The sequence below is a fragment of the Stenotrophomonas sp. Sm10 genome, from assembly GCF_030985515.1.
Classification (GTDB): Bacteria; Pseudomonadota; Gammaproteobacteria; order Xanthomonadales; family Xanthomonadaceae; genus Stenotrophomonas; species Stenotrophomonas hibiscicola.
Genome location: NZ_JAPTFO010000001.1, coordinates 26,397 through 42,426, shown reverse-complemented (window position 1 = coordinate 42,426; position 16,030 = coordinate 26,397). Strand labels below are relative to the sequence as shown.

The 16,030-nt window shown below is 67.5% G+C and carries 13 protein-coding genes and 1 riboswitch; of the genes, 7 read left to right on the top strand and 6 right to left on the bottom strand.

From position 1 onward, the window contains the following. The first annotated feature begins 50 nt into the window (after positions 1-50). Entirely contained in the window at positions 51-1,007 is a 957-nt protein-coding gene (locus O0J15_RS00185) for a Nudix family hydrolase (protein ID WP_308304883.1), read from the top strand. 51 nt (positions 1,008-1,058) lie between these two features. On the opposite strand, the gene O0J15_RS00180 is transcribed toward O0J15_RS00185, so the two are convergent. Continuing rightward, a complete protein-coding gene (locus O0J15_RS00180; protein ID WP_308304882.1) occupies positions 1,059-1,643 on the bottom strand; it encodes a DUF4124 domain-containing protein in 585 nt (194 codons plus the stop codon). Positions 1,644-1,683: 40 nt separating this feature from the next. After that, the gene (gene metF / locus O0J15_RS00175; protein ID WP_019661081.1) at positions 1,684-2,511 is read right to left on the bottom strand and encodes a methylenetetrahydrofolate reductase [NAD(P)H]; all 828 of its coding nucleotides are present in this window, start codon (positions 2,509-2,511) and stop codon (positions 1,684-1,686) included. Positions 2,512-2,714: 203 nt separating this feature from the next. On the opposite strand from metF, the gene O0J15_RS00170 reads away from it, so the two are divergent. Genes O0J15_RS00170 through O0J15_RS00160 form a run of 3 tightly spaced genes read left to right on the top strand, consistent with a single transcriptional unit; the run spans position 2,715 to position 5,443 of the window. Next, positions 2,715-3,641 carry an alpha/beta hydrolase gene (locus O0J15_RS00170; protein WP_308304881.1) on the top strand — a complete coding sequence of 309 codons (927 nt, stop codon included), beginning with the start codon at positions 2,715-2,717 and terminating at the stop codon, positions 3,639-3,641. Positions 3,642-3,665: 24 nt separating this feature from the next. Further along, positions 3,666-4,715 carry a histidine kinase gene (locus O0J15_RS00165; protein WP_308304880.1) on the top strand — a complete coding sequence of 350 codons (1,050 nt, stop codon included), beginning with the start codon at positions 3,666-3,668 and terminating at the stop codon, positions 4,713-4,715. Further along, a complete protein-coding gene (locus tag O0J15_RS00160; protein ID WP_308304879.1) occupies positions 4,712-5,443 on the top strand; it encodes a LytTR family DNA-binding domain-containing protein in 732 nt (243 codons plus the stop codon). Before O0J15_RS00165 ends, O0J15_RS00160 begins: the two co-directional genes overlap by 4 nt. A 6-nt stretch (positions 5,444-5,449) precedes the next feature. On the opposite strand, the gene O0J15_RS00155 is transcribed toward O0J15_RS00160, so the two are convergent. Continuing rightward, a complete protein-coding gene (locus tag O0J15_RS00155) occupies positions 5,450-6,967 on the bottom strand; it encodes an amidohydrolase family protein (protein WP_308304878.1) in 1,518 nt (505 codons plus the stop codon). 135 nt (positions 6,968-7,102) lie between these two features. On the opposite strand from O0J15_RS00155, the gene O0J15_RS00150 reads away from it, so the two are divergent. Then, the gene (locus O0J15_RS00150; RefSeq protein ID WP_155028964.1) at positions 7,103-7,660 is read left to right on the top strand and encodes a DUF3228 family protein; all 558 of its coding nucleotides are present in this window, start codon (positions 7,103-7,105) and stop codon (positions 7,658-7,660) included. A 75-nt stretch (positions 7,661-7,735) separates the two neighbouring features. Here O0J15_RS00150 and O0J15_RS00145 read toward each other — a convergent pair whose 3' ends face one another. The 3 genes from O0J15_RS00145 to ahcY form a co-directional block, all read right to left on the bottom strand. Further along, complete coding sequence (locus O0J15_RS00145) at positions 7,736-8,221, bottom strand: hypothetical protein (protein WP_308304877.1); 486 nt, start codon at positions 8,219-8,221, stop codon at positions 7,736-7,738. Next, a complete protein-coding gene (gene ybaK, locus O0J15_RS00140) occupies positions 8,221-8,694 on the bottom strand; it encodes a Cys-tRNA(Pro) deacylase (protein ID WP_134731248.1) in 474 nt (157 codons plus the stop codon). Before ybaK ends, O0J15_RS00145 begins: the two co-directional genes overlap by 1 nt. A 197-nt stretch (positions 8,695-8,891) precedes the next feature. Then, the gene (ahcY, locus tag O0J15_RS00135) at positions 8,892-10,337 is read right to left on the bottom strand and encodes an adenosylhomocysteinase (RefSeq protein ID WP_019661087.1); all 1,446 of its coding nucleotides are present in this window, start codon (positions 10,335-10,337) and stop codon (positions 8,892-8,894) included. A 36-nt stretch (positions 10,338-10,373) separates the two neighbouring features. Next, a riboswitch (S-adenosyl-L-homocysteine riboswitch) is annotated at positions 10,374-10,457 on the bottom strand. Between the two features lie 120 nt (positions 10,458-10,577). On the opposite strand from ahcY, the gene O0J15_RS00130 reads away from it, so the two are divergent. Together O0J15_RS00130 and ppc are read left to right on the top strand one after the other, a co-directional pair. Next, on the top strand, positions 10,578-13,094 hold the full coding sequence (locus O0J15_RS00130; RefSeq protein ID WP_308304876.1) for a prolyl oligopeptidase family serine peptidase: 2,517 nt from the start codon (positions 10,578-10,580) through the stop codon (positions 13,092-13,094). Between the two features lie 172 nt (positions 13,095-13,266). Next, positions 13,267-15,978, top strand: a complete 2,712-nt coding sequence (gene ppc, locus O0J15_RS00125; RefSeq protein ID WP_308304903.1) for a phosphoenolpyruvate carboxylase — start codon at positions 13,267-13,269, stop codon at positions 15,976-15,978. Positions 15,979-16,030 lie beyond the last annotated feature (52 nt).

Sequence of the window (16,030 nt, the reverse complement as noted above, 5' to 3'; positions counted from 1 at the left end):
AGCGGATCCGTGATTGCGCCGGCCGCCCTGTTCTGGGCATGCTTCCCCCCATGCCTTCCCCCACCCGATCGATCCATGTCGTGGCCGCCGTCATCACCGACGCCCGTGGCCGCGTGCTGCTCAACCGCCGTACCGAGAACCGCGACATGGCCGGCCTGTGGGAGTTTCCCGGCGGCAAACGCGAATCCGGCGAGACCTCCGAACAGGCGCTGGTGCGCGAGCTGCGCGAGGAACTGGGCATCGAGGCCGATGTCGGCGAGTGGCTGATGGATGTGCCGCAGCGCTATCCGGACAAGCACCTGACCCTGGAGGTGCGCCATGTGCGCAGCTGGAAGGGGACACCGCGTGGGCGGGAGGGCCAGGCGATCACCTGGGTGGCGCCGGACAAGCTGGGCCGCTATTCAATGCCGCCGGCAGACCTGCCGGTGGTGGCCGCCCTGCGCCAGCCCGACCGCTACCTGATCACCCCGGCGCCGGCCGATGATGAGGGCGGAGTGCAGCATTGGCATGAACAGCTGCAGCGCGTGGTGGCTGCGGGCCAGCAGCGCATCCAACTGCGGTTGCCGACGGCCCATCCGCAGCGGCAGGCGATGGTCGAGCAGGCCCTGCGCGCGCATCGTCGCAGCGGCGTGCAGTGGCTGCTCAACCGCGATATCGAGCTGGCACGCGCACTGGGCGTGGGCGTGCATCTGGGCAGCGAACAGCTGCTGGAGCTGTCGCAGCGCCCGCTACCCCAAGGCCAGCTGGTGGCTGCATCCTGCCACGACCTGCAGCAACTGCAGGCCGCACAACAGTTGGGCTGCGACTTCGCTGTGCTGGGCCCGGTGCAGGCCACGCCCAGCCATCCAGATGCCGTGCCGATGGGTTGGGATGCCTTCGCCGAGCTGCGCGCGCAGGTGTCACTGCCGATCTACGCGCTGGGTGGCATGGGCAGTGGCCACATCAGTGAGGCGCGTCGCCATGGCGGGCAAGGCATTGCCGCCATTCGCGGGCTGTGGCCGGAGTGAGCCGGCATGCGGGGTCAGATCCCTGCGCAGCAGGGCTCTGACCCCTCCCGATCACAACGTGATCCAGAAACACCCGTACTGCCGCCGTAATCCCACCACCGTCGAGGCACGCGCCACGCTGCCTGGCAGGGTCTGCTCCAGGCGCAGGCCGACCGGATGGCGAACAGCCGTCGGCTCAGGGGCGGATCCCTGCGCAGCAGGGCCCTGGCCCTCGTCAGTCACTGCGTCCTGGCCCTGTCCTGGATACACCGGCACGACGTCCACCAGCGGCCGCCGCACCAGCGATTCCAGTTGACCGAGGATTCGCTGCGCGCCCGCATCGGAGACCGCGCCCCACAGGTACAGCGAGGACAGCCGGTTCACATCATTGCTGACGATGCCGTTGCGCAATGCGTCCACCAGTTCACTCAGCCGCCGCGGGCAGCGTGCCCCCAGGGTATCGCGCTGCAGGATGTTGCCGCTGGGCGCAGGCGGTGGCACCTGCGACCGCGCACCCACACTGTCGCAAGGTCGGTCGGTATACACGCTTTGGCCCTGCGCATCGGTACAGCGGTTCAGGCGCATGGACTGTGCCTGGGCGACGCTCGGCAGCACGCACAGCGGCAGCAGCAACAGCAGGAAGGAAAGCCGGATCATTCCTGCAGGGTAGCGCCGATCACGCTTGCGCGTCGTGCTCTCAGCCCTGCAGCAGCTTCAGCACCGAGGTGGTCGGCTTGGCCAGGTTCAGGGTGTAGAAGTGCAGGCCGGGTGCGCCGCCCTCGATCAGGCGCTGGCACAGCCGGGCCACCACTTCCGTGCCGAATGCACGCACCGACTCCGCATCATCGCCATAGGCCTGCATCTTGCGACTGATCCAGCGCGGAATCTCCGCACCACACTGTTCGGAGAAGCGGCGCAGCTGGCTGAAGTTGGCGATCGGCATGATGCCCGGCGTGATCGGCACCTGCACGCCCAGCCGCCGCACTTCATCGACGAAATGGAAGTACGCGTCCGGATTGAAGAAATACTGGGTGATGGCCGCATCGGCACCGGCATCGATCTTGGCCTTGAAGTGCTTCAGGTCAGCCAGTGAATCGGAGGCCTGCGGATGCGTCTCCGGATACGCGCCCACTTCGATGTGGAACGCATCGCCGTGCTCGGCGCGGATGAAGGCGATCAGTTCGGCGGCATAGCGCATGTCGCCGGGAAAGCCCATGCCCGAGGGCAGGTCGCCACGCAGCGCGACCAAGCGGCGGCAGCCGATGGCGCGGTACAGCTTGAGCAGCTCGCGGATCTCCTGGCGGGTGCCGCCCACGCATGACAGGTGCGGCGCCGCATCGAACCCATGGTGCTGGTTGAGGTGGCGCACGGTCTCGGAGGTGTAGCTCAGGGTCGAGCCACCGGCGCCGAAGGTACACGACACGTACTCGGGGGCGTAGTCCTTCAGCTTGGCCGCAGCACGGTCCAGCTGGCTGCGCTGTTCGTCGGTCTTGGGCGGATAGAACTCGAAGCTGATGGCGGTCATGGCGCGGATGGCGGCGGTCGGTGCGAAGCAGTATATCTCTTCATCAAGATGGATGCTTGAAGATTGCGTGAGGGCCAGCCGTCCCCAACCCGCGGCCGTTCGCCCCGCCGTCCGGCCGCTGCTCCGAAATCGCAACCGGCATGCGTCCGCCGGGCCCACGCTGCTCCCATCCCGGCAGCACCCACCCGATGAAGGAGCAGACGATGAAGATCTTCCTGGCACTGTGGTACGCAATGAAGGCGCTGGCCCGGCTGGCGATGATCGGCATGGCGATGGCGGTGCTCGGCTCCGGTTCGGCCCATGCGGCGGCCGCCACCGGCACCGGCAAGGTGCAGGTCGAGGTGGTCGGCAAGGGCCGTCCGCTGCTGATGATCCCCGGCCTGAACAGCAGCGCCGAGGTCTGGCGCGAGACCTGCCTGGCGCTGAAGGACGTGCAGTGCCATCTGGTGCAGCTGCCGGGCTTTGCCGGCGCTGCGCCTGCCGACCCGCGCCCGGCCGAATTCCTGACGGCGATGCGCGGGCAGCTGCTGGCCTACCTGCACGACCAACAGCTGGGCCCGGTGGTGGTGATCGGCCACAGTCTTGGCGGCCTGCTGGGGCTGCAGGTGGCGCAGGCCGAGCCGAAGGCGGTCAGCGCACTGGTGGTGGTCGATGCATTGCCGTTCCTGCCGGCCGCGCGTGACCCGAACGCCACCGCAGACAGCGTGCGGCCGATGGCCGACCAGCTGCGCAAGGGCATGCTCGCCGCCGATGTCGCGCAGTGGCAGGCGCAGCTGAAAGCCGGCCTGCCGGGCATGACCCGCGATCCGCAGCGGCAGGCCGAACTGGGGCGCTGGAGCGAAGCCAGCGACCGCCAGACCACCGCTGACGCCATGCATGCGGTGATGACCACTGACCTGCGCGACAGCATCGCCTCGATCACCGCACCGACACTGGTGCTAGGCAGCTGGGCCGGCTACCAGCCGATGGGCGGCACCGAGGACAGCACGCGCGCGGTGTTCCAGGCGCAGTACGCGAAACTGCAGGGCGTGCAGATCGCGATGAGCGCGCAGGGTTTCCACTTCCTGATGTGGGATGATCCGCGCTGTCTGCAGGAGCAGGTGCAGCGTTTCCTCGCCGCGCACCCCTGACCCTTGTCCTCGCCGAGAGCCCGCATGGACGCCACCACCTCATCCCGCCGTTTCTGGACGCTCAATGCATTGGCATGGGCGGGTTATGCGATGTACGGGCTGTGGGCGGGGATGCGGATCGGCGGCGGCGTGGTGTTCAGCGGCATCGTGTTGATCACCGTCAGCGTGGCCGCCTGCCTGTGGCTGTGCAGCGGCATGCTGCGCGCGGTGGCGCTGCGCCAGCGCTGGTGGGAGGGGAGCCTGGGCAGCCTGGTGTTGAAATTGGCCGCCGGTGTGGTGGCCGGTGCCAGCGTCGCACAGGCGATGACGGCGGCGTTGCTGCTGCCGGCGCTGGCACTGGGCTGGGTGCAGCTGCCCGGTGGCCACGCGGATTACCGATGGTCTTCGCTGCCGGTGTACTGGATGAACACCGCGCTGTTCCTGCTGATGTGGACCGGCCTGTGGGCCGGCCTGCACGGTCTGCGCCGGGCGCGCCACAGTGAACTGGCCCGGCTGCGAGCCGAAGCCGAACGCAGCGCACTGGAGCGCGATGCACTGCGCGCACGGCTCAACCCGCACTTCATGTTCAATGCGCTGAACAACCTGCGCGCGCTGATCCTGGAAGACCCGGAGCGGGCCCGCGACATGGTCACCCGCCTGTCGCGCACGCTGCGGCAGGCGCTGGCGAACAACCGCAGCGAGCAGGTCACGCTGGCCGAGGAACTGGCGGTCGTGGACGATTACCTGGCCATCGAGGCGATCCACTTCGAGCAGCGCCTGCAGGTAGGACAGCACATCGATGCCGGCGCCCTGCAGGCACAATTGCCGGCGATGGCGCTGCAGTTGCTGGTTGAAAATGCCATCAAGCACGGCATCGCCAGCCGCCCGGGCGGCGGCGGGATAGAGATCCGGGCCACGCTGGACAATGACGTACTGCGCCTGCAGGTGGACAATCCGCTGGGCGGCGCCAACGAGCCCACCCACGGCCATGGCGTCGGCCTTGCCTACCTGCGTGCGCAGCTTGGCACGCAGGGGAGTTTCATGTTGCAGCCGGTCGGCGACCGCATGCAGGCCCTGCTGGAGATTCCGCAATGAGTGCCATGCTGCGTGTGTTGATCGTTGATGATGCACGGCTGGCGCGCCAGGAACTGCGCACGCTGTTGTCGGCGCTGCCGTGGGTGCAGTGCGTGGGCGAGGCCGACGATGTGCCCGCTGCACGCGAGGCGATCGCCACACTGGCCCCGGACCTGGTGCTGCTGGATGTACAGATGCCCTCCGGCAGCGGCTTCGATGTGCTGGATGGGTTGGAGGCGGTGCCGGCGGTGGTGTTCGTTACTGCCTACGACACCTACGCGGTGCGCGCCTTCCAGGCCAATGCGCTGGACTATCTGGTGAAGCCGGTCGAGGCGCCGCGCTTGCTGGAAGCGTTGCAGCGGGCGCGCCAGCGCGAGGTGGTGGCGGGCGAAACGCCGGAGCCGCGCAGCACGCTGGGCGCGCAGGACCAGGTGTTCGTGCGCGAGGGCGAACGCTGCTGGTTCGTCGCGGTCTCGGAGATCCGTCGGCTGGTGGTGGATGGCAACTACACACGGCTATGGTTCCGCGACCAGAACGCCCTGCTGACCCGCAGCCTGAGCGCGTTGGAAGCACGCCTGCCGCAGGATCTGTTCTTCCGTGCCAACCGCAATACCCTGGTCAACCTGCGCCGCATCCGTGGCGTAACGCCCAGCATTGCCGATGGTTACGAGCTGACGCTGGATGATGGCAGTGAGGTGGAAGTGTCGCGGCGGCAGGCGCGTGAACTGCGCGAGCGGATGGCGTTGTAGGGGCGGCTACAGCTCGGCACTGACCGGGCTGGTGATGAAGCCCCACAGCAGGCGTGCCATTACGGCGGGTGAGCGTGCCTGCCCGCGCGCATAGGCCAGCAGCGCATCCAGCCGCGGGCGGTCATAGAGGTGGCCGGCCAGCAGTACCGCATGCACGCGACGGGTATTGGCGGTGTCGTGCAGCGGGTTGCCATCAAGCAGCACCAGGTCTGCGGCTTTGCCGACTTCGACGCTGCCATGCGATGCCTGCAACTGCAGATGACGCGCGGCCTGCAGCGTGGCTGCGCGCAGCACGTCGGCCTGGCTCAGGCCGGCGTGCCGCAGCCACTGCAGTTCATCGTGGTAGCGGAAGCCGCTCAATCCGGTATCGGTGCCGACCAGCACGGTGACGCCGGCACGATGCGCCGCACCGGTCAGTGCCAACCCATGCTCGAAGTAGGTCTTCAGTGCGTCTTCGCCGCGTCGGCCGGGATAGCGCGCCACGGTGGCCTGCAGGTCATCACGCCACGCCCAGCGTGAGAGCGGGTCCAGATAGGCCAGGCGCGGATCGTTGACGAAGGCGGGGTCGCGTGCACGTGCATCTTCTTCGCGGGTGACATGCGTTGGCACGAATGCTGCAGCACTGGCCTGCATCATACCGAACGCTTTGCTGCAGAGCGCGGGCTGATAGCTGGCCACCATGCGTTCGGCCAGTCCAGTCGGGTCTTCGCCGTCAAGCGCGCCACCGCGCCATGCCGCCGCGTTGTCGAAGCAGTGGCGCACGAACAGATGGGCGTGTTCGAAGCTTCGCTGGCCTGCCTGCACCGCGTCTTCCAGAGGCACAGCCCTGGGCAGGTGGCCGACCAGTGGACGGTGCAGTTGCCGTGCCTCGGTGGCCAGCCGCTGGTAGGTATCCGCACGCAGCTTGTTGTAGACCTTCAACGCGTCGACGCCACGGGCGCTGTACGCGTGCGCCCGCAATGCGGCAGCCTCTGGCGAGAGTGATGGATCCTCGAAATAGAAGCTGGCGATCTGCACGAAGCGTGGTGCGACCTGTTGCCCTGCGATGGCCTGTGCAGTCCAGCGGCGCTTGTCAGCCACGCAGGCGATCAGCGGGTCGGTAGCCTGCGGGCAGTCCATCATGTCGCGGGTGCCGGTAATGCCATTGGCCAGCATCAGTGCGAACTGCAGTTGCGGTGACAGCTGCAGTGCATGGGTATGCATGTCCCAGAAGCCGGGCACCAGCCAGCGGCCACCGGCATCGAGCACTGGCAATGTGGTGTCCCGTGGAGCTTTGCCAATGGCAGTGATCGTGCCGTCGCGCACTGTCACTGTGGTGGGGGCGCTGACCTGGCCACGCGCGACGTCCACCACCCGCGCGTTGACGATCACGCGGCTGTTGCCCGGCTCGGGCAACGGCGGTGCCGACAGCGGCCAGAACAGGGCGGCGGCGAACAGCAATGGCGGCGCCAGCAGGAGGATGGCCAGAACGATCGGCCATCGCCGACGGTGGGCGGAACGGGGCAACGCGCGTGCTGCATCCATGAGCCGGCAATCCTTGCATTGGGTCGTCCGCAGGGTGCTGCAAGCCGGACACGGGCACCAGTGACCATCGACATCTGCCCGGCCTGGCTCCGGGGCGGTTACCCTGTGCGGTGGAACTCCTGATCACGCCCTGCCATGTCCATCGTCCTGACCGATTTCGCCCGTCCCCGCCTGTTCCCGCGCGTGCCGCGTGGCAACACCATCCAGGACTGCACCGCCGAGCAGTTCGAGGCACATCTCAATGCGCATGCGCCACTGAAGGTACTCGACGGCTACGCCCCGTTCTGCAAGCTGTTCGTCTACGAGAACTGGACCAGCACGCGCTGCCTGACGGTGCCGGTCACCGAGGCCAACCGCCACCTGCTGCGCAGTGGTTACGAAGCGCGCAACCGCGAGGAATTGCCGGTGCTGGTGCGTTGGTTCGAGGGCGTGGAATCGCCGCGTGCGAACTACCTGGTGGTGATCCTGTACAGCGCCGAGCAGCTGGCCAGGGAAGGTTCGCCGATCGAGGCCGACTGGGGCATCGTCGGCTGCATCTACACCCCCGAACCGGAAGAGGTGCCAATGGCGCCGATCACGATGATGCGCAATGCGCTGGGCGTGGAGGAGGGCGGCTCCGGCGTGCCGCTGGACCGTGAGGCGTACCGGCGTTCTGTCGAGTTCTGGGAGAACAACGCGAACTGGCGGCCGTGAGCAATATTTGCCATCCACGCATCGCGTGAATGTGCGGACCGCAGTAGAGCCACGCCATGCGTGGCTGCTTGGCCTTCAGGCAGCTTTCCATTCCCACCATGGGTAATGGTACTCGCGGTCGATGGCCTGCCAATGCTGGCCGCATTGCGTGCAGGCAACGGTGTGGCAATCGCCCCAACCATCCTCGGCCTCCTGCAACGAGAGCAGCTGCATCTGCCCTTGTTCGATCAGGCGACGCGGATCGAAGAACGAGTAGCCGGGGTTGAGCGCACACAGGCATCCCTTACGCGCCTGCCAGTAGCGTAGCCGTTGCAGGCCCGCCTTGAGGTGTGCCTGGTTGCTGATCAGCATGCCGCCCAGGGCGATGCCCTCGCAGCTGCGTTCGATCAGGTCGACATGTGTGGCCAACGTGTCCAACGATGAGGCACTGAACAGCCGTGCGACGCTACGTGCGGCATCGGTGATGCGCGTTGCGTCGCGCGACAGCAGGTCCTGCAACAGCACATCGGCCTGTGCATCGTCGAGACGGGGAATCGGTGCTGCAGACCACGGCCAGCGCATCAGCGAGACTTGCCGATGGCAGCGTAGTGGCCGGCGGTGAGGCGCAGCAGGTCAGCCGGAGCCAGTTCCACTTCCAGGCCGCGGCGACCGGCGCTGACATGCAGCGCGGGCAATGCCTGAGCGCTGGCATCCAGGAAGGTGCGCAGGCGTTTCTTCTGCCCGAGCGGGCTGATGCCACCGACCAGGTAACCGGTCGCGCGCTGCGCGGCGTCAGCAGCAGCCATCTCGCACTTCTTGCAGTCGGCCGCTTCGGCCAGTGCCTTCAGGTCCAGCTGGCCGGCCACCGGTACGATCGCCACCAGCAGTTCGTGTGTCTCGGTGCTGGCCAGCAGGGTCTTGAACACCTGGGCTGGATCGAGGCCGAGCTTGTCCACGGCTTCGCCGCCATAGGATTCGGCGTGGGCGTCGTGCACGTAGCTGCGCACGGTGTGGGCGATCTTCTCGCGCTTGAGCAGGTTGATGGCCGGGGTCATGGCTGCATCGTAGCGCGCGCTGGGCGCGTTGCCTTGACCGAAGCTACTGCCGGAGCATCCACGCATGGCGTGGATCTACCAGTGGGGACTGGATGCGGGGTGTACGACCACACGCCAACGCAGAACGGGCGCCCGAAGGCGCCCGTCCGTGTCGCATGCACCGGTAGTGCCGGCCGCTGTCCGGCACCCTGCAGGCATCAGTAGCGATAGTGGTCCGGCTTGAACGGGCCTTCCACCGGCACGCCGATGTAGTCGGCCTGTTCCTGGGTCAGGGTGGTGAGCTTCACGCCGATCTTTTCCAGGTGCAGGCGCGCCACTTCCTCGTCCAGCTTCTTCGGCAGCAGGTAGACCTTCTTCTCGTAGCTGTCCTTGTTCGCCCACAGGTCGATCTGCGCCAGGGTCTGGTTGGCGAAGCTGTTGGACATCACGAAGCTCGGGTGGCCGGTGGCGCAGCCCAGGTTCACCAGGCGGCCTTCGGCCAGCAGGAAGATCGCGTTGCCGTTCGGGAAGATGTACTTGTCCACCTGCGGCTTGATGTTGACGTGCTTGATGCCCGGGTAGGACACCAGTGCGTCGACCTGGATCTCGTTGTCGAAGTGGCCGATGTTGCAGACGATGGCCTGGTCCTTCATCGCGCTCAGGTGCTCGATGCGGATGATGTCGCGGTTGCCGGTGGTGGTGACGTACAGGTCGGCACGGCCCAGGGTCGATTCGATGGTGTTGACTTCATAGCCTTCCATCGCCGCCTGCAGGGCGCAGATCGGGTCGATCTCGGTGACGATCACGCGTGCACCGTAGGCACGCAGCGAGGCCGCGCAGCCCTTGCCGACGTCGCCGTAGCCGCAGACCACGGCCACCTTGCCGGCCAGCATCACGTCCATCGCGCGCTTCAGGCCGTCGGCCAGCGACTCGCGGCAGCCGTACAGGTTGTCGAACTTGCTCTTGGTGACCGAGTCGTTGACGTTGATCGCCGGGATCAGCAGGGTGCCGGCCTGGGCCAGCTGGTACAGGCGGTGCACGCCGGTGGTGGTCTCCTCGGAGACGCCCTTCCAGTCCTTGACCACGCGGCCCCAGTAACCCGGGCGCTCCTTGGCCACGCGCTTGAGCAGGTTCTTGATGACCTGTTCTTCGTGCGAGGCGGACGCGGTGTTGACCCAGTCGCTGCCGTTTTCCAGCTCGTAGCCCTTGTGGATCAGCAGGGTCACGTCACCGCCGTCGTCGACCACCAGTTCCGGGCCGGTCAGGGTGCCGTCGGCCAGGGTGAAGGTCAGCGCGTCCAGGGTGCAGTCCCAGTACTCTTCCAGGGTCTCGCCCTTCCAGGCGAACACCGGGGTGCCGGTGGCGGCGATGGCGGCAGCCGCGTGGTCCTGGGTCGAGAAGATGTTGCACGAGGCCCAGCGCACGTCGGCGCCGATGTCCTTCAGGGTCTCGATCAGCACTGCGGTCTGGATGGTCATGTGCAGCGAGCCGGTCACGCGCACGCCCTTCAGCGGCAGCTCGGCCTGGTACTTGCGGCGGATCGACATCAGGCCCGGCATTTCGTGCTCGGCGATGTCCAGTTCCTTGCGGCCCCAGTCGGCCAGCGTGATATCGCGGATCTTGTAATCACCTTCGGTGGAGAAGGTCTTGGCAACAGCGTTCATTCGTGTGCTCCGGTTGTGGGCGAGCGGATGCTCGCATCTAGCCGGGCGCCGTTGTTACAAAGCCACCTTACCGAGCCTGGCCGGGCCTCGTGGGATCCGGTCGCAGCGCCCCTCGGCAGGGGAGAACCCCCATTATATCGCGGCCCCGGCATGACATCGGCATGACCCAACCATCGGCAGATGGGGCCGCGTGCACGGCCTGTTAAGGTCGGTGTTTTCACGCATCACACAGGTGGAACGATGAGCATGCACGCGCGCCGTACGCGGCGGTGGACCGGCCTGGTCCTGTCGATGGGGCTGCTGGCGGTGGCCCCGCTGGCCTGGGCGGCCGCCTCGCAGCCAGCTCCGGCGCAGGCGCAGGGCGTCAATGGCTACGAACTGCCATCGGCCGCACTGCAGGCAGTGGTCGACGCCCCGCGCGCGCCGTCGCTGTTCCTGTCGCCGCGCCGCGACGTGGCCGCGATGATGCAGATGCCGTCGCTGCCGTCGATCCAGGTGGTGGCGCAGCCGGAACTGAAGCTGGCTGGCCTGCGCATCAACCCGCGCACGTTCTCCGACAGCCGCTTCAGCTTCGGCGAGAAGCTGTGGCTGATGAACGTGGCCGACGGCAAGGAGCGGCAGATCAGCGGCCTGCCGGCCAAGCTGTCGATCGCCAGTGTGATGTGGTCGCCGGACCAGAAGTGGCTTGCCTTCAACCAGCTCGACGCTGCCAGTGGCGCCAATGAACTGTGGCTGGTGGACGTGGCCGGCGGCAGTGCCCGCCGCCTGGTTGCCGGCCTGAACACGGTGATCGGCAGCGGCTACCAGTGGCTGCCGGACAGCCGCGGCCTGGTGGTGTTCACCCGCCCGGCCAACCTCGGTGCGGCCCCGCCCGCCGACGGCATTCCGACCGGCCCGGCCGTGCAGCAGACCAGCCAGGGCGGCGGCGTGGTGTCGATCCGTACCTACCAGGACCTGCTGAAGAACGAGGCCGACGCACGCCAGTTCGACTACTACGCCACTACCCAGCCAATGGAAGTCGGCCTGGATGGCAGCACCCGCGCGATCGGCGCGGCCGGCATCTTCATGGGCTTCTCGGTGTCGCCGGATGGCCGCTTCGTGCTGCGCCAGCCGGTGCAGCGCCCGTACTCCTACGTGGTGCCGGTGAGCAGTTTCCCGCGCCGCATTGAAGTGATCGACCGTGCCAGCGGCAAGCTGGTGCACACCGTCGCCGTTCGCCCGCTGGTGGAAGGGCTGCCGACCGGCAACGATGCCGAAGTGACCGGCGTGCGCGACATCAGCTGGCGCGGTGATGCCGACGCCACCCTGGTCTGGGCCGAAGCGCAGGACGGCGGCGACCCGAACAGGGACGCCAAGGTGCGCGATGCGGTGCTGATGCAGGCCGCGCCGTTCGACAAACCGCCGGTCACCCTGGCCCAGCTTGGCAGCCGCCTGGCCGGCATCAGCTGGGGCCGCGGTGACCTGGCCCTGCTGACCGAATCGTGGTGGAAGACCCGCAGGACCAAGACCTGGCTGATCGCCCCGGACAACGCCGGTGCCGAGCCGCGCCTGCTGTGGGATCGTGACGCGCAGGACCGCTATGCCGATCCGGGCCGGCCGCTGCTGGCCAGTGACGAGCGGGGTCGTTCGCTGCTGCAGACCAGCCCCGATGGCAGCAGCCTGTACCTGGCCGGTGCCGGTGCTTCGCCGGAAGGCGACCGTCCGTTCGTGGACCGCTTCGACATCGCCAGCGGCAAGGCAACGCGCCTGTTCCACTCGCAGGCGCCGAGCTATTCGCTGCCGGTGGCGTTGCTGGACGACCAGGCCAGCTCGCTGCTGCTGAGCCGCGAGAGCCCGGATGAGCCGGCCAACTTCTACGTGCAGTCGCTGGCCGATGCCGGTGCTGCACCGCGCGCGCTGACCCATTTCGCGCACCCGCTGCCGCAGTTGAAGGGCGTGCAGAAGGAGCAGATCCGCTACAAGCGCAAGGATGGGGTCGACCTGACCGCGACCCTGCTGCTGCCGCCGGGCTACGACCCCAAGCGGGACGGCCCGCGGCCGCTGCTGATGTGGGCCTACCCGGGTGAGTTCAAGAGCGCGGCTGCGGCCAGCCAGGTGACCGATTCGCCGTACCGCTTCAACGCGGTCAGCTACTGGGGCCCGCAGGCGTTCCTGGCCAAGGGCTATGTGGTGCTGGCCAGCCCGTCGATGCCGATCATCGGTGAGGGCGACAAGGAGCCGAACGACACCTACATCGAACAGCTGGTGGCCAACGCGCAGGCAGCGGTGGATGAGGTGGTGCGCCGTGGCGTGACCGATCGCGATCACATCGCCATCGGCGGCCATTCCTACGGTGCGTTCATGACCGCCAACCTGCTGGCACACACCCGCCTGTTCAAGGCCGGCATCGCCCGCAGCGGCGCCTACAACCGCACGCTCACCCCGTTCGGCTTCCAGGCCGAGGAACGCAACTACTGGCAGGCACAGGAGGTCTACCAGAAGATGGCGCCGTTCAACTACGCCGACAAGATCAAGGATCCGATCCTCTTCATCCACGGCGTGGACGACAACAACTCCGGCACGTTCCCGATCCAGAGCGAGCGCATGTTCGCCGCGGTGAAGGGCCTGGGTGGCACCGCGCGGCTGGTGATGCTGCCGAACGAATCGCATGCCTACCGCGCACGCGAATCGATCATGACCATGCTGGCCGAGAGCGAGCGCTGGCTGGAGCAGACCATTGGCCCGGCCGAGCAGGGCAAGGCGAAGAAGAAGCGCTGACCGGACCCGGTAGTGCCGGCCGCTGGCCGGCAACCTCATGGACTCACGCAAGCTGAGGTTGCCGGCCAGCGGCCGGCACTACCAGATGAAACCATTTTTGCATCGCAGCACGCTGCCCGTTCTGGTTTAGGCTTGGGGTCTGGATCCGTTGACCGAGGCCTGTGCGTCGCCGATGAACGAGTACCGCAGCAGCATCGAGTTTGCTTCTCCCGATCTTCCGCTTCGCGATGACGTGCGCCGGCTCGGCGCGCTGGTCGGCGACCTGCTGGTTGAACAGGTCTCCGCCGCGTTTCTCGACGATGTCGAGGACGTGCGCACCCGCGCCATCGCCCGTCGCGAGAACCAGGCGGCGTTGTCCGAGCTTGCCGATGGCCTGGCCGGACGCACGCCGCAGCAGGCCGAGACCATGGTGCGGGCGTTCAGCACCTATTTCCAGGTGGTCAACATCGCCGAGCGCGTGCATCGCATCCGCCGCCGCCGTGACTACCAGCGTGCCGGTACCGCAGGGGCGCAGCCCGATGGCCTGCAGGATGCGCTGCAGCACCTGAAGGCGCAGGGCGTGACGCTGGACGAGCTGGCGCAATGGCTGCCGCGCATCGACATCGAACCGGTGTTTACCGCGCACCCGACCGAAGCGGTGCGCCGCGCGCTGCTGGAGAAAGAGCAGCTGATGGTGGCCAGCCTGGTCGACAACCTTGATGGCCAGCGCACGCCGGGGGAAGCGGCCGCCGATGCCGCGCGCTTCCGCATGGCGCTGACCGCTTCGTGGCAGACCACCGATTCCTCGCCGGTGCGGCCCACCGTGGACGACGAGCGCGAGCACGTCGGCTTTTATCTGGTACAGGTGCTGTACCGGGTGATCCCGGTGCTGTACGAATCGCTGCAGCAGGCGCTGCGCGATACCTTCGGCGAAGAACTGCCGCTGCCGCGCCTGCTGCGCTTCGGCACCTGGGTGGGCGGCGACATGGACGGCAACCCGAACGTGGATGCCACCACCATCCGCAACACGCTGGATGCACAGCGGCAGGCAGTGCTGGGGCGCTACCAGAAGGAACTGCTGCAGCTGGCCAGCCTGCTCAGCCAGTCTACCGAGCGAGTGGGCGTGAGTGATGCGTTGCAGGCACGCGTGGCGCAGTACCAGCAGCTGCTGCCGCAGGTGCAGTCGCGCCCGCGCCATGCCGACATGCCGTACCGCCTGCTCAACGACCGCATGCGCGCACGCCTGCAGGCCACGCTGGATGATGGCAGCGGCGCCTACGCCGGCCCCGCCGAACTGATCGACGATCTGCAGCTGATCCTCGACAGCCTGCGCGCCAATTGCGGCGAACATGCCGGCGGCTTTGCCGTGCAGCGTCTGCTGTGGCGGGTGAAGACGTTCGGCTTCCATCTGGCGCGGCTGGATGTGCGCCAGGAATCGAGCGTGCATGCGCGTGCGCTGGCCACGGTGCTGGGCAGTGACGTAGCGTGGGACGATCTCGATGCCGTGGGGCGTGCGCGCCTGCTGGCGCCGCATGCGAGTGGTGACACGCCGTTGCCGAAGGGCGACGACGAAGGCAACCAGCGGCTGGATGCGGTGTTTGCCGCGCTGGCTGATGCACGCGCACGCCATGGCGGCGATGCACTGGGCAGTTACATCATTTCGATGGCGCACGACCGCAGCGACGTGCTGGCGGTACTGGCGCTGGCGCGGCGTGGTGGCCTGGTCGACGCCGATGACACGGTGCCGCTGGACATCGCGCCGCTGTTTGAAACCGTGGATGACCTCAAGCGCGGCACCGCCACGCTGCGCGACCTGCTGGACGACCCGGTGTATCGCACCCATCTGCGCGCGCGCGGCGACGTGCAGATGGTGATGCTCGGCTACTCGGACAGCAGCAAGGACGGTGGCATCGCCGCCTCGCGCTGGGGCCTGCAGCGCGCGCAGGTGGAACTGCTGGAGGTGGCGGCCGAGGCGGGCATCCGCCTGACCTTCTTCCATGGCCGTGGCGGCTCGATCAGCCGTGGCGGTGGGAAGACCACGCACGCGGTGGATGCTTCACCGCGCGGCAGCATCGATGGCCGCCTGCGGGTGACCGAGCAGGGCGAAGTGATCCATCGCAAATATGGCATCCGCGCGCTGGCCCTGCGCTCGCTGGAACAGGCCACCGGTGCGGTGCTGCGCGCCAGCCTGCGCCCGCGTGCCGCCGAGCCGCGCGAGGATGCGTGGCGGCCGGTGATGGACGCGGTGTCATCGGCCAGCAGCGAGGTGTATCGCGCCTTTGTTGGCCAGGCCGGCTTCATGGACTACTTCCGTACCGCCACACCCATCGACGTGATCGAGCGGATGACGCTGGGCTCGCGTCCTTCGCGCCGGCTCGGCCAGGATGCGGCACTGGGCAACCTGCGTGCGATTCCCTGGGTGTTTGCCTGGAGCCAGGCGCGTGCCGTCATTCCCGGCTGGTACGGCGTGGGCAGCGGCCTGCAGGCGGCGGTGGACGCTGGCCATGAAGAGACCCTGCGCGAAATGGCGCGTGACTGGCCGTTCTTCCGCACCTTCCTGGACGACATCGCGATGGTGCTGTCCAAGGGCGATATCACCATCGCCGAGCAGTTCTCGCTGTTGTCTGGCGACCTGCACGGGCGCTTCTTCCCGCAGGTACAGCGCGAACTGGAACTTACCCGGCACTGGCTGCTGGCGCTGATGGACCAGAAGACGCTGCTGGACCATGATGCGCGGCTGGCGCTGTCGATCCGCCTGCGCAATCCCTACGTCGATCCGATCAGCGTGCTGCAGGTGGATCTGCTGCAGCGCTGGCGGGCCAGCGGGCGCGAGGATGACGAGCTGCTGCGCGCGCTGGTGGCGTGCGTGAACGGAGTTTCGCAGGGGGTGCAGAACACGGGTTGATGCGTATCCGCCGGGCATGGCCCGGCGCTACCTGCCTCGGTGGGTGCGGGGC

Coding starts and splice junctions, on each gene's coding strand:
- O0J15_RS00185 (WP_308304883.1), top strand. CDS start 51: ATGCCTTCCCCCACCCGATCGATCCATGTCGTGGCCGCCGTCATCACC.
- O0J15_RS00180 (WP_308304882.1), bottom strand. CDS start 1,643: ATGATCCGGCTTTCCTTCCTGCTGTTGCTGCTGCCGCTGTGCGTGCTG.
- metF (WP_019661081.1), bottom strand. CDS start 2,511: ATGACCGCCATCAGCTTCGAGTTCTATCCGCCCAAGACCGACGAACAG.
- O0J15_RS00170 (WP_308304881.1), top strand. CDS start 2,715: ATGAAGATCTTCCTGGCACTGTGGTACGCAATGAAGGCGCTGGCCCGG.
- O0J15_RS00165 (WP_308304880.1), top strand. CDS start 3,666: ATGGACGCCACCACCTCATCCCGCCGTTTCTGGACGCTCAATGCATTG.
- O0J15_RS00160 (WP_308304879.1), top strand. CDS start 4,712: ATGAGTGCCATGCTGCGTGTGTTGATCGTTGATGATGCACGGCTGGCG.
- O0J15_RS00155 (WP_308304878.1), bottom strand. CDS start 6,967: ATGGATGCAGCACGCGCGTTGCCCCGTTCCGCCCACCGTCGGCGATGG.
- O0J15_RS00150 (WP_155028964.1), top strand. CDS start 7,103: ATGTCCATCGTCCTGACCGATTTCGCCCGTCCCCGCCTGTTCCCGCGC.
- O0J15_RS00145 (WP_308304877.1), bottom strand. CDS start 8,221: ATGCGCTGGCCGTGGTCTGCAGCACCGATTCCCCGTCTCGACGATGCA.
- ybaK (WP_134731248.1), bottom strand. CDS start 8,694: ATGACCCCGGCCATCAACCTGCTCAAGCGCGAGAAGATCGCCCACACC.
- ahcY (WP_019661087.1), bottom strand. CDS start 10,337: ATGAACGCTGTTGCCAAGACCTTCTCCACCGAAGGTGATTACAAGATC.
- O0J15_RS00130 (WP_308304876.1), top strand. CDS start 10,578: ATGAGCATGCACGCGCGCCGTACGCGGCGGTGGACCGGCCTGGTCCTG.
- ppc (WP_308304903.1), top strand. CDS start 13,267: ATGAACGAGTACCGCAGCAGCATCGAGTTTGCTTCTCCCGATCTTCCG.